Source organism: Kaistella palustris DSM 21579, from assembly GCF_000422265.1.
In the GTDB taxonomy this organism is placed as follows: Bacteria; Bacteroidota; Bacteroidia; order Flavobacteriales; family Weeksellaceae; genus Kaistella; species Kaistella palustris.
In genome coordinates this window covers 113,673-130,529 of the sequence record NZ_KE383812.1, presented here as the reverse complement: position 1 = coordinate 130,529, position 16,857 = coordinate 113,673, and the positions used below count along the sequence as shown (strand labels likewise).

15 protein-coding genes are annotated in these 16,857 nt (G+C 35.9%); 1 reads left to right on the top strand and 14 read right to left on the bottom strand.

Going from position 1 to position 16,857, the window contains the following annotated elements; genetic code table 11:
* Nucleotides 1-7 precede the first annotated feature (7 nt).
* The 14 genes from H562_RS15015 to H562_RS0110595 all read right to left on the bottom strand — a co-directional run bounded on the left by H562_RS15015 (nt 8) and on the right by H562_RS0110595 (nt 15,570).
* Nucleotides 8-1,003 carry a polysaccharide biosynthesis protein gene (locus H562_RS15015; protein ID WP_034691086.1) on the bottom strand — a complete coding sequence of 332 codons (996 nt, stop codon included), beginning with the start codon at nt 1,001-1,003 and terminating at the stop codon, nt 8-10.
* Between the two features lie 22 nt (nt 1,004-1,025).
* The gene (locus H562_RS0110655; RefSeq protein ID WP_027377496.1) at nt 1,026-2,123 is read right to left on the bottom strand and encodes a glycosyltransferase family 4 protein; all 1,098 of its coding nucleotides are present in this window, start codon (nt 2,121-2,123) and stop codon (nt 1,026-1,028) included.
* Nucleotides 2,120-3,151: an ATP-grasp domain-containing protein gene (locus H562_RS0110650; RefSeq protein ID WP_027377495.1), complete on the bottom strand. Its 1,032-nt coding sequence runs from the start codon at nt 3,149-3,151 to the stop codon at nt 2,120-2,122. The genes H562_RS0110655 and H562_RS0110650 overlap by 4 nt, the downstream gene beginning before the upstream one ends.
* Entirely contained in the window at nt 3,148-4,320 is a 1,173-nt protein-coding gene (locus tag H562_RS0110645) for an O-antigen ligase family protein (RefSeq protein ID WP_084466360.1), read from the bottom strand. The genes H562_RS0110650 and H562_RS0110645 overlap by 4 nt, the downstream gene beginning before the upstream one ends.
* Before the next feature lie 14 nt (nt 4,321-4,334).
* Entirely contained in the window at nt 4,335-5,459 is a 1,125-nt protein-coding gene (locus H562_RS15010; RefSeq protein ID WP_051190482.1) for a CapA family protein, read from the bottom strand.
* Nucleotides 5,460-5,534: 75 nt separating this feature from the next.
* Entirely contained in the window at nt 5,535-6,383 is an 849-nt protein-coding gene (locus H562_RS15005) for a glycosyltransferase (RefSeq protein ID WP_051190481.1), read from the bottom strand.
* The gene (locus H562_RS15000; RefSeq protein ID WP_034691085.1) at nt 6,376-6,795 is read right to left on the bottom strand and encodes a GNAT family N-acetyltransferase; all 420 of its coding nucleotides are present in this window, start codon (nt 6,793-6,795) and stop codon (nt 6,376-6,378) included. The genes H562_RS15005 and H562_RS15000 overlap by 8 nt, the downstream gene beginning before the upstream one ends.
* Nucleotides 6,792-7,499 carry a WbqC family protein gene (locus H562_RS0110625; RefSeq protein ID WP_027377493.1) on the bottom strand — a complete coding sequence of 236 codons (708 nt, stop codon included), beginning with the start codon at nt 7,497-7,499 and terminating at the stop codon, nt 6,792-6,794. Before H562_RS0110625 ends, H562_RS15000 begins: the two co-directional genes overlap by 4 nt.
* Nucleotide 7,500: 1 nt before the next feature.
* Nucleotides 7,501-8,583 (bottom strand): DegT/DnrJ/EryC1/StrS family aminotransferase, encoded by a 1,083-nt coding sequence (locus tag H562_RS0110620; RefSeq protein ID WP_027377492.1) that lies wholly within the window; start codon nt 8,581-8,583, stop codon nt 7,501-7,503.
* On the bottom strand, nt 8,580-10,019 hold the full coding sequence (locus H562_RS0110615; protein WP_027377491.1) for a lipopolysaccharide biosynthesis protein: 1,440 nt from the start codon (nt 10,017-10,019) through the stop codon (nt 8,580-8,582). Before H562_RS0110615 ends, H562_RS0110620 begins: the two co-directional genes overlap by 4 nt.
* A gap of 55 nt (nt 10,020-10,074) precedes the next feature.
* Nucleotides 10,075-11,355, bottom strand: coding sequence for a nucleotide sugar dehydrogenase (locus tag H562_RS0110610; protein WP_027377490.1), 1,281 nt, complete (start codon nt 11,353-11,355; stop codon nt 10,075-10,077).
* Between the two features lie 4 nt (nt 11,356-11,359).
* A complete protein-coding gene (locus H562_RS0110605) occupies nt 11,360-12,352 on the bottom strand; it encodes an SDR family oxidoreductase (protein ID WP_027377489.1) in 993 nt (330 codons plus the stop codon).
* 70 nt (nt 12,353-12,422) lie between these two features.
* Nucleotides 12,423-14,765 carry a GumC family protein gene (locus tag H562_RS14995; protein WP_034691084.1) on the bottom strand — a complete coding sequence of 781 codons (2,343 nt, stop codon included), beginning with the start codon at nt 14,763-14,765 and terminating at the stop codon, nt 12,423-12,425.
* Between the two features lies 1 nt (nt 14,766).
* Entirely contained in the window at nt 14,767-15,570 is an 804-nt protein-coding gene (locus tag H562_RS0110595) for a polysaccharide biosynthesis/export family protein (RefSeq protein WP_034691083.1), read from the bottom strand.
* 278 nt (nt 15,571-15,848) lie between these two features.
* Here H562_RS0110595 and H562_RS0110590 point away from each other — a divergent pair, with 278 nt between their 5' ends.
* Nucleotides 15,849-16,820, top strand: a complete 972-nt coding sequence (locus H562_RS0110590; protein ID WP_027377487.1) for a polyprenyl synthetase family protein — start codon at nt 15,849-15,851, stop codon at nt 16,818-16,820.
* Nucleotides 16,821-16,857: the final 37 nt, after the last annotated feature.

Sequence of the window (16,857 nt, the reverse complement as noted above, 5' to 3'; positions counted from 1 at the left end):
TTAATTATTAATTAAATAGCTCCAAATTTTTTAGTAATTTTTTTACACCTTCAACATCTTCCCTCTTTGTATTGTGAGAATTATAATCTACCAATTCAGGTAAAATTTCGCTGCCTTCAGAAAAATACTGGGCATAATTCAGATCTCTGTTATCCGCCGGAATTCTGTAAAAATCTCCCATATCTTCTGCTTTGATCATCTCTTCACGGGTGCAAAGCGTTTCATACAATTTCTCACCATGTCGGGTGCCGATTATGCGGATGGCGTTGTCTGCGTTTTTCAAGTCCAGAACAGCTCTCGCCAGATCACCTATGGTGGAGCTTGGCGCTTTATTGACAAATAAATCACCCGGGTTACCGTGTTCAAAAGCAAATAAAACAAGTTCTACAGCTTCGTCTAAAGACATTAGAAACCGGGTCATTGTCGGGTCAGTAATGGTAATTTCCTGGCCTTTTTCAATTTGATCTAAAAAGAGGGGAATTACAGAACCCCTGGAGGCCATTACGTTACCATATCTGGTCAGGCATACCACAGTATTCTTAAGATTTCGGGATTCTGCAACGGCTACCTTTTCCATCATTGCTTTAGAAATTCCCATCGCATTGATAGGGTAAGCAGCTTTATCGGTCGAAAGACAAATCACTTTCTTTACCCCATTAGATGATGCTGCTCTAACTACATTTTGAGTACCTTCTACATTTGTTTTTACCGCTTGCATAGGAAAAAACTCACAAGATGGAACCTGCTTTAGTGCTGCTGCATGAAATACGTAATCGACACCTCTGGTAGCCGGCTCTACACTGGTGTAATCCCTTACGTCACCGATATAATATTTAATTTTATCGTTTCGATAAAAATTACGCATATCATCCTGTTTTTTTTCGTCGCGCGAGAAAATGCGGATCTCTTTAAAATGATCGGTGTGTAAAAAACGGTTGAGTACTGCGGTTCCGAAGGAACCGGTTCCACCAGTAATGAGGAGTGTTTTATTTTTTATCTTCATATTATTATTATTATTATTATTATTATTTCCGGACTATTGACGAAAAAAAATTTTCATAATGAATGGTCATTTGTTCAACCGAAAAATTTTCCATCATTGATACTCTACAATTTTGAGAGAGTTTATCATAATCTAAATTTACCAAAACGTCAACATTTTTGTGTAAGGAAGAAAAAGAATCATTCTTAAAGACCACGCCAATTTTATAATTTTGATGAAAAATTATTTCTTTGTGTGGTTCTATATCCGACAAAATAACGGGAATTCCTAAAGTTAAAGCTTCCAACACAGCATTTGGCATACCTTCATGCAAAGAAGATGATATAAAGAAATCAGAGGTATATAAATAATGCTGTAAATTATCTACATGGCCTAAAAAGAAAATATTAGGATAATGTGAATATTTATTTTTCAATATCGGTTCCACATACCCAGCAATAAAAAGATTGTATAAATTTAATTCTGGTTTTACGAAAGATTCAAGAAGAAATTCAATGTTTTTTCCTTTCAATCTGCTTGAGACTGTAATAAATGTCGCGAATTTTTTAGCCTTTTCGAATACAAGTTCTTTAGAATAAGGGAGATTTTTTAAAACAGATTTTGTATCTACACTATTCCTTATGATAGTAGTTTTCAGATTTAGAGTAGATAGATATGTAGAAACTGATTGAGAACAAGCAATGATATAATCGAATTTCTTAATATAATACAAATTAATTTCACCTAAAATTTTACCTAGAAAAGGACCCCACGTAAATTCCCAATTTACCAGTAAAGTATTTCTTATGCTTGTAACTTTGATAACGTTTTTTAAGCCAGAGCACATAAAATCTGATCTAAATCCGTAACTTAAAATAACATCAATATTTTCAGACTTAATGATCTCTCGAATTTTCTTTTTTGCATTGAATAAAGATTTTATTTTTCCTAAACGAAAATTATGTATCTCTACTTCTTCAGCTCGAAGCTCTTTATGTAAACTTTTTTCAAAATTTATCTGTGATGTAGTTACTACAATAGGTTTAAAGCGATTCTTATCCAAAGTTTTACAAAGGTAATATAATTGCTTATTTGGACCTTGAGGATCAAGATGAGAAACTACAAATAAAATTTTTATCATTTTTTAAGATTTATCTCCGCGAGTAGATCATCCACCATCCAATTTTGTGGAATAAATTTCTCATCGTGCCATTTAAGATTTTTATCCCAATAACCGGTACAATCGTCGTATGCCCCTTGAAAAAAACCATAACTTATCTCAGCTATTAGCGGTTGATTATTTTCATCAAATAGAAAGTCAAATGTTAGACAATTAGATTGTAATTTTTCAGAAGTATTAAATGCAATTTGTACACACCTTTCATCAATGTGTTTTCTATCATAAAGTATTAATCCACTACCTGAGGCGCGAAAATCATTTTCTCTGACCATTCTTTTTATAGCGAAAGCTCTGTCTCCTATCACTATAATTCTCACGTCAGAATCGTTATTTGGTATAAAGTCCTGAAAATATATATATCCACTCTCGTTTCCTTTTACCTTCTCATAGTCGGATTTAACGAAAATTTTACCAAATTCTAAAATTAAATTTTTGATTTTAATTTCCCTTCTTCTGAATTTTGTGAAAGTATCTTTAAAAAGAGTTAACCTATCAAACTGTCGAAAACCTCTACCAAAAGCTCTACAAACGTACTTATCGGCTTCGTTCTTATTTTTTATTAGCTTTACATTAGCTGACCCAGCACCTCCTTTTAGTTTAAACACTTTTGGATATGAAATTTTAGACATAATTTCTAGTGCCTCTTTTTTAGAATAATAAACCCATGATTTAATAATCGGTGCATTTATGCTTTCTAACAAATATTTCTGTGATACCTTGTCATCAAAATGCCAACAAGAATTTACGTTAGGAAATACTTTTTTTCCGCCAGCTTCTAAACTAGTTAAAATATTTATAGCGATTTGATAATCTATGGGATGAGCGTGGGAAAAATGCCACATCAGTCCGTCACAGTCATTAAGATCTTGAATGATAGTGTTGGAATAACAATTCACAATTTTATAGGGAATATTATTGACTTTACAGTATTCAATCCAGCGATCACTAAAGTATCCCTTGATATCAGTTTTGTGTATTGCAAGGATCATAATTTTTTAAATTTAATAGATTTATATGGAGTATAAGAAATCAATGCGAAATACGCCCATGCTAATTTAGAGTTTAGACCACCACCTGCTTTAAACCAAAATATTAGCATAATTAAAAATAAAATTAGATGTAAATTAGATTTCCATATATTTTTATTATTGTAACCTCTTTGTAAAATTCTACATAAGAAAATGACAAATGGTACAGTTGCTATTATACCTCCTGTTGCCATTACAAATAAATATACATTATGTGGATCATATCCTTCATCTTCAAATTCTGCCTTTGCTATAGTCGCAAGTCCGTTTTCCCCTACTCCAAAAATAGGATTATGTAAAAATACGTCAAATGCTAATTCCCACCTTTCCGCTCTACCTGTAGTATCTCCTGTTTCTACAAAATCACGCCATCTTTCAGCTAAAACTTCGTTTTGAAGCATATAGAAAGCTCCAATAATAAAACCAACAATACCTAATATTATTAATGGAATTTTTTGACCGATTGGTTTTCTGAGAATGATAAAGTATGTTATTAAACTTACACTTAATGATATTAGTGCTCCTTTTGACCCCGTTTTAGCAATTGTCTGCAATAGGAATGGAATAAAAAATAACAGTAAATATCTTTTTTTATTAATTTTTTCTAAATTCTCTATAATTATATATAATATTATAAGAAGGGAAATAGATGAGGTCAAACCGATTATATTTGAATTATTTCCTAATAATGATTGTCGATCCATATAACCTTTATCAATCCCAATTTGGAAATAAGATAAAAAAGAAATGAATATTCCATTTATTAAGATAATATATAAAAAATGTTTACGTAAAAAATAGTACCGACTTAAATCATTTGATAACAGCCAAAATGATAAAATACAAGATAAAAGAGTATAATTAAAATTATATTCGTACCCTTTAAAAGATGCGTTGAAGAATGATACAAAAGAAATCCAAAAAAAAACCCATAATGCAGGAAATAACAAATTTTTAATTTTTCCTACTCTAAAATTTCTACGCAAATCTTTTAATGAGATAATGACATAAAGCATCCCAAATATCAGCGTAGGACGGAGCAAACTAGTTTGATTACCCCATGGCGACCAGTTTTCAATACTCAAACCAAATAAATATAAATATAAAACGAATAATCTTATTTTTTCCATTAAAATAACTCTAATTAATAATTTCTTGTTCTTAGGAAATTTTTAATTACGTCTATCGATAGGTTGCGATGAGCTTCACATCTTAACATGTTTAGTAGTAAAGCACTACCCTTTATACCAGAAAAATTAATATTTAATTTTCTTAAAAAACCGGAAACATATCTGTTTTTTATAAAAGATAATGGCGATAAATAGTTTAAATATTCTTTTGATTGCATTGCAACATAGTCATCCCAATTTGCCATAATTTTAAAATCATTGGTAATAGTGGAGCTATAATAAGAAATTTTTCGAAACACGGTTTCCTTTTCTTTTCCGGACAGTAGTGAAAGTTCATAACTGTTTTTTTTTTGCTCTATAGGATGTAAATTACAGTTTATTTTTCCATCACAAATATTAATTTCTAGTATTAGACCTTCATACCAGTCTTCATAATTACTAGGACTAGTAAAAATAAAATTACCTAAACTGTAATAAATAGGAATACCATTATGTATTTCATTACCACTTACACAGTGCGAATGATGCCCCACAACTATATCTGCTCCTTGTTCTGCATAGAATCGGTATTGTTTACGTATCCTAGGACTTGGCAAATTATAGTATTCATGTCCGCCATGTACTATTACAATTACATGATCCGCTATATCTTTTGCAGCTTTTATCTGTTCGGCATTGTCAATAATATCCATCGGATTAAAACCTGCTGAAGACTCTTCGGCCGCAGACCATTCATTTTCAGCAAAATTAACAACTGCAATTTTAATATCTTTACCTTCAAAATGTAAAGTTGTAGATGCTTGTTCTAAGTTCAATCCTGCCCCTACGGTTCTTATATTATTTTTTTCACACAAATCTAAAGTGTCTTTCACGCCTTGTTCACCATAATCTAGAATATGATTATTAGCCAAAGTAACAACATTAACCTTCAAGGCTTTAAGAGCTTCTAACGTAGATTGCTTATCTACTTTTAGGTTTGGTCCCGTTTTAAGGATTTTAGAATTTGATTCGGTAATTGGTGCTTCTAGATTAATTATATTTATATCGGAATCTGCAAATAAGCTGATAACATTTTTATTTATTTTTGAAGCGCTATAAGAATGGGTTATTACAAAGTCGCCTGCAATAAGTATTTTCATTTTTTAGTATTTTTATTTTAAAAGGTATTTTGGAATTTTTGCTAAGATTATTCTATTTTAAAAACATTACGATTATTATTTAAAATTACCTAATAAAAATTTCAAATTGCTTTTCTGGAAATGCCATTCATTCTTTATTTTTTTTCTGATGATATAAAAAAAGTATCTGTTGTGGCTCCATTTATCAAACTCAGACCACATCTTTGCAATAGCGTAGTGGTGTTTTTTTACTTTTTGTCTATCATCAGCCATAATACTACTCCAAGAGCCTACACTAGCAACTCTGTAAACACTCATAACTTGATCAATATAACCAATTTTACCTTTCGAAGCTAACACCAACATTAGCGGAATGTCACCAACTGGCGCATCATTCACCCAACGAGGAAATTTTTCTATATATTTTGTATGAAATACCATGGAGTTTGTAGTTATGAATCCTCCACCTCCAAGTATAGCGTCTTTCATCCCAAATTTAAAATTATCTGGGATTCGTAGCGGGCGATGTATTGATAAAATTTCTGAATTGTCATTTATATAATTTGCGCCGTGAAAGCATAATGAACAGTCCCCATTCTCCTCCAAAAAATCGACTTGTTTTTGTAGTTTTAACGGATCAGTCCAGTAGTCGTCCCCTTCGCAAAGTGCAATGTATTTCCCAGTTGCTTGTTGCGTTGCCCAAAGAAAATTTGGATTCATTCCTTTGTTAACTTCGTGTTTTGTATATTTTATAATAATATTATCGGGTACTGTTTTATTAGCTAAAAAATTAACAACTACTTCATCCGTTTTGTCTAGTGAATTATCGTTTGCAATAATTAATTCTACTTCAAAACCGCATTTTTGCATTACAACTCCCTCAATTGCTTCTTGGATATAATTTTCGTGACCATAGGTGATCATCAGAACACTAACTTTAATCATATGTTTTTAATTCCAATTCCATTAGTAATAAATGTCCATTTTCTTTGATAGTTTTAAATCCAAACTTTTTGTAAAGATTAATCGCTTTACTATTTGTTTTAAGCACTTCTAACTGAAAAACAGAAAACAATTCTTTCTTGAGATCTTCAATTGCAGTTTTTAAAAGGAAAGATCCTGTTCCAAAACTTTGAGATTCTTTATTTATTAAAAGCATAGATAAATAACCAAGCTTCTTTTGAGAGTCATTTTTATAATAAGATATAAATCCTTGAAATGCTCCATGTTCATGAACGGCAATAATTTTAGAAAATTGGATTAGTTTATCCACATAACTTTCTAAATCTTGGGGAATGTAAATTCCATCTTCTTTAGTATTATTACCAGCAAGTAATTTTAAAACATCTTCTTTCATACTAATTCATATTTATCCAACATTATATTTATTTCTTCAACTGAATTAAACATCATTGTATCAATGATTGATAGCCATGATACAAATTTATTATCAAATTGTTTGTATGCAATGGAATATGATTTAATAAAATTTAATTCTATATTTTTTGACTTAAAGATTTCTTTCGAATACAATTGTAGTCCTCCAATTGGATTAATATAATATGTAGCATTTTCAATGCTACAAATATCTAATACTCTTTCTTGTCCACTTAATCTTTTATTATTATAAGTTTCTGATGTTGCTATAATTTCTGTTTGGATCTTAAGATGTTCACAAACACTTTTTATGCTAGCTACAGCCAATTTACTAATCAAATCTCCTTCATAATTATCTAAAACATTCGCTATTAAAGAATAAACCTCATTAAAAAAAGGTGCTTTTTTATAAGATTGTTCTATAGTTCTTAAAAATTTAATTTTCCAAATAGAGTAGAGCTTTAAATTTATCTTTGTTTCATTAATCAAGAAAAAAGAGCTAGAATTATCTAAAGGTACTGTGAATAAATTACTTTTTTTATTTACTAAAATATTATTTCTGTTAATCCAACCGCCTTTAATGAAGTTTACATCGTCATAAACAACAAACTTATCTACAGCAGCTATTAATTGAAAATAACCAATATATGGAAAAAGATAAGGCTGCATAATCGCTACTTTCATCTTAATTATTTTGAACTCTTAATAATAACCTGCAAATAAAATCTACTTCTTCCAAAGATAAATCTGGATATAATGGTAAACATAAAACACACTGAGCCACTTTATCGGTTATTTCAAAATCTTGTGGTTCCAAATAAGGTAAGGTATTGGCTAACGAAGGATAGAAATAACGGCGGGTGAAAATTTCATGGGTTTTTAAATATTCCATGCTTTTTAACATCGTTGTCTCGTTTTCAAAAACAATGGGATAATATGCAAAATTATTTTCTGAATTCAAATGCCACAATGGTCGCCTAGCCCGTAGCATTTTTAATTTATCATCATACTGCAAAGTTAATTTTCTACGTTGGTCAGTGATTTGTGAAATATATTCCAAATTTGCCAATCCCATGGCAGCATGAAATTCAGAGTTTTTCCCGTTGATTCCTAATTCAGCAAATGCCTCGGGTCCATTGAAGCCAAAATTGCGGATATAAGCCAGCTTTTTGAGTAGCGTAGCATCTTTCGTTATAATTAAACCACCTTCTATAGAATGGTATAATTTGGTGGCATGTAAGCTACAAATCGAAATGTCCCCATATTCAAAAATTGACTTTCCATTTATTTGGACTCCAAAAGCATGAGCTCCATCGTAAATAACCTTAAGATGGTATTTTCTAGCTATTTTTTCTATCGCCACGACATCGCAAGGATTCCCATATACGTGTGTTGCTAGAATAGCTGTGGTATTTTCGGTAATGGCTGCTTCAATTTTAGAGGTATCAATATTGAGAGATTCTTCTTCAATATCGACAAAAACGGGCTCGCAACCTTCCCAAACAATGCTACTGGTAGTAGCAACAAATGAAAAAGGGGTTGTAATAATTTCGCCTTTCAGATCAAATGCTTTTATGGCCATTTGTAAGGCAACTGTCCCATTAGTTACATATAGCAAATGGTCTAATTTCAAATGTTCTTTTAATTTCATTTCTAGTTCGCTGGCTAATGGTCCCATATTGGTGAGCCAATTGCGTCGCCAAATACCTGTCAAGTATTTGTTATATTCTTCCTGCGGAGGAAGGAAAGGTTTTGTTACGGGTATCATTTTCGTTTAATTATATGAATTAATTCAATTAATGAACTTATTTTAAAAAGATATGATGTTGCTAAAAATAATAGGACTCCAAATAGACCTCCGAAAATTAATCTACTAAAATCATAAAAAAAATTATTTACTAGAACCTGATCAAAAAAATAAATTATTGCTCCTACAGAAAGACTTAATATTATGGTCGGTACTAAATCTTTAAACTGTTCCCATGCGGTATAATCCAAAAATTTCCCGCTATAATGAGTGTTGATAAAAAAGGCAAGAACAGATGTTATAACGCTTCCATATAATAATCCATAAATGCCAAAATTTAAAGAGATTACTATTACCAAAACAGCTACGATTTTTTTAATTATTTCCAATTTTAAAAATAAATCACTTCGGCCTTTTACATTCAATATTTGTAAATTATAGGAGTGTATAGGATATAGTATACCATTGCAACAAAGAATCTGAAAATAAGGTACTGCTGGCAGCCATTTCTCCGTAAATAACAGACGAAATAATGGCTCTGCTAAGACAGCCATCAAAATAAGAGCAGGTGCAACGAGAAAAATAACCATTTGCATAATTCGCTTGTATACATTTTTCAATCGCACATCATCATATTGTATAGCGGAAAACATTGGAAATGATACTTTCGTTATAATGGAACTTATACTTCCTACTGGCAACATTTGTAAGCTATCCGCACGATTATAAAAACCAACTTGAGCTGGCATGAAAAATTTTCCAATAATTAATGTATAAGCGTTAGTAAAAACAATATCAATGACTCCTGAAAACATAAGTTTTACGCCATAATGAAAATGATATCTAAACTTTTTCAAATTAAAGGCCAGCAGAGGTCTCCATTTTGTCCAATACCACAATTGAATGGTCGCCGCTAATGACTGTATGATCCCACTCCATACTAAACTCCACACTCCATATCCATTATATGCCATTATTATTCCCGCAATACCTCCGACGATTATTGATGGTACCGTGACTTTCGTTTGGGTTTTAAAATCCATCGTTTTAGTTAACCGCGTAATTTGAATAGCTGAAAAAGCATTTATGATAAAGGTTACACAATAAACTCTAATAATTAATGTTAACAAATTTTGATTGTAAAATTCAGCAATAAAGGGCGCTACAAAAAAAATAATTCCATATATTATAAAACTACCTAATAAATTGAAAAAAAACACGGTGGAATAATCTTCTTCATCCAAATTTTGCGTTCGAATTAAAGATTGAGTTAAGCCGCTGTTTATTAAAGCTGTTCCTAATCCTATAAAAACGCCAAGCATTGCAATTAATCCAAATTCTGAAGGTAATAAAATTCGTGCTAGAATCGTTGTTACTATGAAGCCAATACCCTGCGTCCCAAATAACTGCATAGATGACCAAAACACCCCAGATAAAGCCTTCTTTTTTAAACTCATTTCTGTAGATTATTACTCCTGTAAATGATAAATCTTGCGGTCTTATTTGCGACTTCTATAAACATCTATCTGCATTATTCAGAACACCTTTTACATCATATATAACAGCTCTCTCTTTTTTCAAAAAAGCCAGATCTATATTCAAAAATTGTCTATGAGCAACGCCTAAAATAATAGCATCAAATTTTTCGGTTGGAATTTCTGATGTACTTTCAATACTATATTCATGCTTTACTTCTTCGGAATTCGCCCACGGATCATAGGTGGTTACAGTGGTTCCGTAATCTTCTAAAGCTGCGATAACATCGACAATTTTCGTATTTCGTACGTCCGGGCAGTTTTCTTTAAAGGTAATACCAAGCATCAATATCTTTGCATTATTAACAGCAATATCTTTTTTGATCATTGTTTTGATCACCTGTGACGCGACATATTGTCCCATAGAATCGTTGAGTCTTCGTCCTGCTAAAATAATCTCCGGATGATAACCATATTCCTGCGCTTTCTGGGCCAGGTAATAAGGATCAACACCAATACAATGCCCACCAACCAAACCTGGTTTAAAGGGAAGAAAGTTCCATTTGGTTCCCGCAGCTTCCAATACATCGTGCGTATTGATGTCCATTAAATTGAAGATCTTTGCCAGTTCATTCACAAAAGCAATGTTGATATCGCGCTGCGAATTTTCGATCACTTTTGCCGCTTCAGCTACTTTAATACAGGGTGCCAGATGCGTTCCTGCGGTAATTACAGATTTATAAATGTCGTTGACAACAATACCTACGTCAGGCGTAGAACCGGAAGTCACTTTCAGGATTTTTTCTACGGTATGTTCCTTGTCTCCGGGATTAATCCGTTCCGGTGAATAACCGGCAAAAAAATCGACATTGAATTTCAAGCCTGAAACTCTTTCGACGACGGGAATACAGTCTTCTTCGGTCGCTCCCGGATAAACCGTTGATTCATAAATAACAATATCTCCCTTTTTCAAAACCTTACCCACCGTTTCACTCGCTTTAATCAGCGGCGTCAGTACAGGTCTGTTGTTTTTGTCAACGGGTGTCGGAACAGTGATGATGTAAATATTAGAGTCCTCAATATCTTTAAGATCGTATGAACAATAAAGACCTTTTTCCTGCTTTGAAGGGTTATTTTTGACCAAAGCGGATTTCAAAAGTTTATCTGAAACTTCCAGGGTATCGTCGTGTCCCGCATTAAGTTCGTTCACGCGACCCTGATTGATATCAAAGCCTACGGTGGGGAATTTGGTGGCGAATAGTCTTGCTAGAGGCAGACCGACATATCCTAAACCTAAAACTGTTATTTTATGCTGCATACTTTTATTTTAAATTGTTCCAGTACCAGGTCACGGCTTCTTTTAAACCCTCCTTCATCGAAAACTGGGGATTATAATTTAATAATATTTTTGCCTTATCAATCGAAGCTAAAGAGTGGGGGACATCGCCTTTTCTGTAATCTCCATATTTTACCTCGACGTCTGCAATTCTAGGATCGAATTCGGATAAATATTCTTTCAGGTATTTTACCAGATCATTTAAAGTTGTTCGTTCGCCGAAAGCAGTATTATAGACTTCGTTTTGCGCCTCGGGATTGTCCGAGGTCAAAGCCAAAAGGTTCATCAGCACCACATTGTCGATATAGGTAAAGTCACGCGAATATTCACCGCCGCCGTTAATGACGGGCGACTCGTTCGCCATGAGCTTCATTACAAATTTTGGAATGACCGCAGCATATGCGCCGTTTGGATCCTGACGTCGTCCGAAAACGTTAAAATATCTCAGACCGATGGTATCAAAATCATACGTCCGTTTAAAAACATCTGCATATAACTCGTCCACATATTTGGTAATGGCGTACGGCGACAGAGGTTTCCCTATGACATCTTCTACTTTAGGCAAACTTTCTGAATCGCCGTAGGTGGATGAACTTGCAGCATATACGAACCGCGTGACACCAGCATCTTTTGCTGCGACCAGCATTTTAAGAAAACCACCAACATTGACTTCATTGCTGGTGATGGGATCATTTATCGAGCGGGGTACCGAGCCTAAAGCCGCCTGATGAAGTACGAAATCCTGGTTTTCACAGGCTTTCCGGCATGTTTCAACATCTCGGATGTCACCTTCAATTAATGTAAATTCGGGGTTTGAAAAGAAAGGTTCAATATTTTCTCTTTTGCCGGTGGCGAAGTTATCCAGGCAGGTGACATTTGCACCGTGCTGCAGCAGAGCCTCACACAGATTTGAACCGATAAAACCTGCACCGCCGCTGACGAGTACTTTTTTGCTTTTTAAATTTGAAAAGTCGGGCATTTTTAGATATTATTTATTAGCGCTTCTTTCCGCGCTGAAGATTACCTTGTATAAATTGATCTGACCGCAGTTAAAATCTATTACGAAGCCGGGTCCAGAAACCTTTCTGATCTTCGTTATAATAACCATACCCATATTTGCCGCCGTAGCCGTATCGCAGCTCATCTTTGTTTACATCATTTAGCACAACACCAATTTTAGCGACGTTTTCGTCCGCCGCGACGGTGTTTACATAATCGAGCAGCTGTTTCTGTGTGTATTTGGCACGTGTGACATATACCACCACATCTGCCGAGGAAAGAAGGTGGAAAGTATCACTTACCATCATCATGGGCGCGGAATCGATCAGAACATAATCAAACCGGGTGACTAAACTGTCGATCAACTCTTTCAGACGGTTGTCTTCGAGCAGGTCAGTCGGATTCGGCGGTATGGTGCCGGAATCAATGATCGACAGGTTTTCGTGAAGCCCGGAAGGATTAACAATATCTGAAATCTGCACTTCAGGATCGGCCAGATAATCTGCCAGGCCCAGACCTTTTGCCGGGGTATATCTTTTCAACTGGGGGTTACGCAGATCGGAGCCAATCAGGATGACTTTTTTCTTGCTGCTCAAAGTCATGGCTGAATTTACTGAGACGGTGGTTTTACCCTCACCTTTAACAGAGGAGGTAAACAGAATAACCGGCGCACGGTCCTGAATTTTATTGATCATAAATTTCAGGTTGGTTGTCAGGATGCGGAACGCTTCGGCATAAATCGACAGGTCGTTTTTCATCACAAGGTCGCCGGTTTCGGGATTGGCCGTTGGGATCTCAGCGAGCAGGGGAATATTGGGTAGGGCGCGGGTGATGTCGGTCTTATTGCTGATCTTGTTGTCAAAAAAGAAGTAGACGTAGAACAGTAAAAAAGGCAAAGCGAGACCGAGTGCAAAGGCAATCAGGTATATTTTTGAGCTCTGGGGCGAAACAGGATTTGTATTGGTATAAGCCGGATTTACAACCCTTGCCTTTGGAGTCGTAACAGCCAGTGAAATGGAGGTTTCCTCGCGCTTCTGAAGCAGGAAAAGGTACAGGGCTTCCTTAATATTCTGCTGCCTGTCAATATTTCTGAAAATTTTCTCCTGTCCGGGGAATTTACCGACCGCAGCTTTGCTTTCATTCACCTTTTGCTGCAGTTCGCCCATTTTCGACTGGAGTGAAATGCGTGATTTCTGCAGGTTCTCCTTAATCAGTCCGCGCATAGAGGAAATATCACGGTTAAACTGGATCACCGCGGGATTGGTAGGGGTTGCCTGTCGCAAAGTCTTGTTTCTGGTCAGGACCAGTTGATTATATTCATTGATCACATTATCCAGACCTGAAGGCATGCCAAGATTGGTCGGTAAGAGCTGTTCGTTATTAGCGGAGTTCGCATAGCTTAGGACCGAATTGACCATCTCCAGCTGAGTGCCGACATCCATGATCTTCTTAGTCGCATCGTTGGCGTTTTCTACTGAAAGCTGGGCCTGCGTAGCCAGATCGGTGATCTGGTTGTTTCTTTTGAAGGTGGCTTTCTGCTCCTCAATATTGCCGAGTTCCCTGGTGATCAGGTCCAGGCGGCTGTCGATGAAGTTTGCGGTATTTTCTGACTCCAGATTTTTGTTGTCGATGGCGTCTTTGTTATACTGTTTGATCAGTTCATTCAGTATATGCTCAGATTTTTCAGGGATTTTCCCATTCAGGGTCAGGGTAATGATACTCGACTTGTTTTTGGAATCCTGATTTGCAATGATATTCTGCTCGAGCCTGTTGACGACTTCGACGGGACGAAGCAACGTGACGGTTTTTGTGTCTTTGAATTCCAGGTCCGGACGACGGTACAAAGTAAATTCGGCAAACGGTACACTGATCTTTTGGCCGTACGCGTAGGTTTTATCCGCAACTCCTTCTTCCTTCAGTTTAAACTGCCGTGCATTTACAGGAGAAATCTTAAAAGTTTTAGCATTAAATTTTTTTTGATCCGAAATTTTCAGAATGCCGTAAATGGGTGTCTGGTCATAAATGTTCGTCGTTACTACCCGCCCTTCATTAGCAACCTGCACATCCAGATTTAATTTCTTCACCACATCAAAAAGAAGTGGTTTCGATTTCATAATGGCGATTTCGTCCTGTAAATTATTCCCACCTAAATCACCACCCAAAGACAGGTTTGTAAAATCCTGCAAAGAAACCGAACTGGATTTTTTATCTGCTGTGGAGATCAGAACGGAGGCGGAAGTCGCATACTGTTTTGGCGTGTACCTCAGATAAAGCCAGGCTAAAACGAGCGCTACCAGAAGCGACAATAGAAACCAGGGCCATTTTTTTAAATATTTACTTAATTCAGCCTGCAGATCAAAAGAACTGCTTTCCTTTTCATATAATTCGTCCATGTTATTTTAAAGTACTGATGAGGATGGAAGTAATCGCCACTACGCTTCCAATGATTGAAAAGATAAGATTCCTGTTGGGATTGATACCCGCGATGATCTTTTTATTGTCATCCGGTTGTACATATAATACATCATTCTGCTGCATATAGTAATAAGGTGCAGCAGTGATGTTTTTGTCCGTGAAATCCACCGTATAAGTATTGTCAATACCATTCTCATGACGCACGAGTTTTGCATTGGTACGGTCGCCGTTATCGGTCATATCGCCTGCCATACCCAGAGCCTGCAGTATGGTGACTTTATCGGAAGGACTTGTGTACTGGCCGGGTTTTTTAACTTCACCAAGAACGGTGATATTAAAATTCAGCTGCCGGATCGAAACCAAAGGATCGGTCAGATATTCCAAAAGTCTTTTTTCAAGATCCTGTCGGAGTTGGGACATGGTCATGCCCTGTACAAAGATCTTTCCCAGAACCGGAAAAAGAATAAAACCTTCATTGTCTACCAAATATCCGACCGGATTATTTTGCGGTGTTTGTGTTATCCTGGTTTCAGTCATATCGCCGGACTGATTCATGGAATGAAGATTAAAGGGCCGCACTGCATTTTCATCGAAGGCCGTTACTTTAATGTCTAAAAGGTCACCGGTCTGTAAATGGGAGCCTTCGAATACGGCCTGCTTCACCTGTTGTTCGTAGCCGGACGTATCTTTATCCATGTACACCATGTTTTCTTTCGGTTTGCAGGAGAAAACCAGTAACAGCAATGTGCTGAGGATGAATATTTTTTTCAAATTGATAATCATTAATTATAATTGCGTGCAAAAGTAGGTAAAAAAATCGGTTTTTAAGTTTTCGCCATGCATTTTTCGGCTGGGATTTGCCTCTTTACCTTGTTGACAAAATGCCTTCAGGCAGTACTGACGCAGGTTTTTTTACTATTTTTAAAAATATCTGCGTCATCTGTCCTCAAGAAGTAAGAACTGCGTGAATGCCGATTTTATTGCCGGAGATCGTATATTTTGTTTCCGAATTTCACGCTTAAAAGTTTATTAAATTGTATTTTTGTCAAAACAAGAAATTTATGCAGTTTTTAGATGAGTACCAGGAAATAGTGGCGAAGGCCATTGAAAAATATCAATTCAAAGACAAGCCACAGGAACTGTATGAACCGATGAATTATATCATTTCACACGGTGGAAAGCGCCTGCGTCCCATCATGGTGCTGATGGCCAATGATATGTTTGGCGGCGAAATGAAAAAAGCGCTGAAACCTGCACTTGCCATCGAATTCTTTCACAACTTCACGCTGATCCACGATGATATTATGGATGAAGCGCCACTTCGCCGAGGAAAGCCCACCATTCACACCTTGCACGGCATCAACGTGGGAATCCTTTCCGGGGACGCGCTCCTCATTAAAGCATATAAATTTTTCGAGGATCTGGAGCCCGAACTTTTCAAAGCCTGTATCCGCGTTTTTACGCATACCGGGCTGCTGCTTTGCGAAGGGCAGCAGTATGACATTAATTTTGAAACGCTGGAGAATGTGACCTACGAGGATTACATCCGCATGATCACTTATAAAACCGGCGTTTTGAGCGCTTCTTCTTTCGAGATCGGTGCGCTGATTGCCGGTGCACCCTTTAAAGATGCCAAGGCGATCTTCAATTTCGGGAAACATATCGGCATTGCTTTCCAGATCATGGATGATTATCTGGATGTCTTCGGGAATCAGGAACAGTTTGGAAAAAAACATGCCGGCGACATTTACGAAAATAAAAAAACCGTTCTTTACCTTCTGGCGCGCGAACATGCGTCGGAAGAGGAGCGCAAAGAACTCGATTACTGGTATTCGAAAAAAACAGATAACGTAGACAAGATCTACAGCGTCGAAAAAATCTTCCGGCTGGCAAAAGTTGATGAGAAAACCCTTCACCTGATCCAGAAACACAATGAGATTGCACAGGAGTATTTGAAGAAGATCAATGTGCCCGACGAAAAGAAAAAACCGTTCATCGAGCTGGCCAACTATCTCCTGCGCCGGGAAAGTTAAAAGTTTCATTTATTGTCTTTAACCGCAAAATTCCAAT

What these genes read in the sequence shown, in the direction of transcription:
- H562_RS15015 (WP_034691086.1), bottom strand. Translation starts at nt 1,003, where the DNA reads ATGAAGATAAAAAATAAAACACTCCTCATTACTGGTGGAACCGGTTCC.
- H562_RS0110655 (WP_027377496.1), bottom strand. Translation starts at nt 2,123, where the DNA reads ATGATAAAAATTTTATTTGTAGTTTCTCATCTTGATCCTCAAGGTCCA.
- H562_RS0110650 (WP_027377495.1), bottom strand. Translation starts at nt 3,151, where the DNA reads ATGATCCTTGCAATACACAAAACTGATATCAAGGGATACTTTAGTGAT.
- H562_RS0110645 (WP_084466360.1), bottom strand. Translation starts at nt 4,320, where the DNA reads ATGGAAAAAATAAGATTATTCGTTTTATATTTATATTTATTTGGTTTG.
- H562_RS15010 (WP_051190482.1), bottom strand. Translation starts at nt 5,459, where the DNA reads ATGAAAATACTTATTGCAGGCGACTTTGTAATAACCCATTCTTATAGC.
- H562_RS15005 (WP_051190481.1), bottom strand. Translation starts at nt 6,383, where the DNA reads ATGATTAAAGTTAGTGTTCTGATGATCACCTATGGTCACGAAAATTAT.
- H562_RS15000 (WP_034691085.1), bottom strand. Translation starts at nt 6,795, where the DNA reads ATGAAAGAAGATGTTTTAAAATTACTTGCTGGTAATAATACTAAAGAA.
- H562_RS0110625 (WP_027377493.1), bottom strand. Translation starts at nt 7,499, where the DNA reads ATGAAAGTAGCGATTATGCAGCCTTATCTTTTTCCATATATTGGTTAT.
- H562_RS0110620 (WP_027377492.1), bottom strand. Translation starts at nt 8,583, where the DNA reads ATGATACCCGTAACAAAACCTTTCCTTCCTCCGCAGGAAGAATATAAC.
- H562_RS0110615 (WP_027377491.1), bottom strand. Translation starts at nt 10,019, where the DNA reads ATGAGTTTAAAAAAGAAGGCTTTATCTGGGGTGTTTTGGTCATCTATG.
- H562_RS0110610 (WP_027377490.1), bottom strand. Translation starts at nt 11,355, where the DNA reads ATGCAGCATAAAATAACAGTTTTAGGTTTAGGATATGTCGGTCTGCCT.
- H562_RS0110605 (WP_027377489.1), bottom strand. Translation starts at nt 12,352, where the DNA reads ATGCCCGACTTTTCAAATTTAAAAAGCAAAAAAGTACTCGTCAGCGGC.
- H562_RS14995 (WP_034691084.1), bottom strand. Translation starts at nt 14,765, where the DNA reads ATGGACGAATTATATGAAAAGGAAAGCAGTTCTTTTGATCTGCAGGCT.
- H562_RS0110595 (WP_034691083.1), bottom strand. Translation starts at nt 15,570, where the DNA reads ATGATTATCAATTTGAAAAAAATATTCATCCTCAGCACATTGCTGTTA.
- H562_RS0110590 (WP_027377487.1), top strand. Translation starts at nt 15,849, where the DNA reads ATGCAGTTTTTAGATGAGTACCAGGAAATAGTGGCGAAGGCCATTGAA.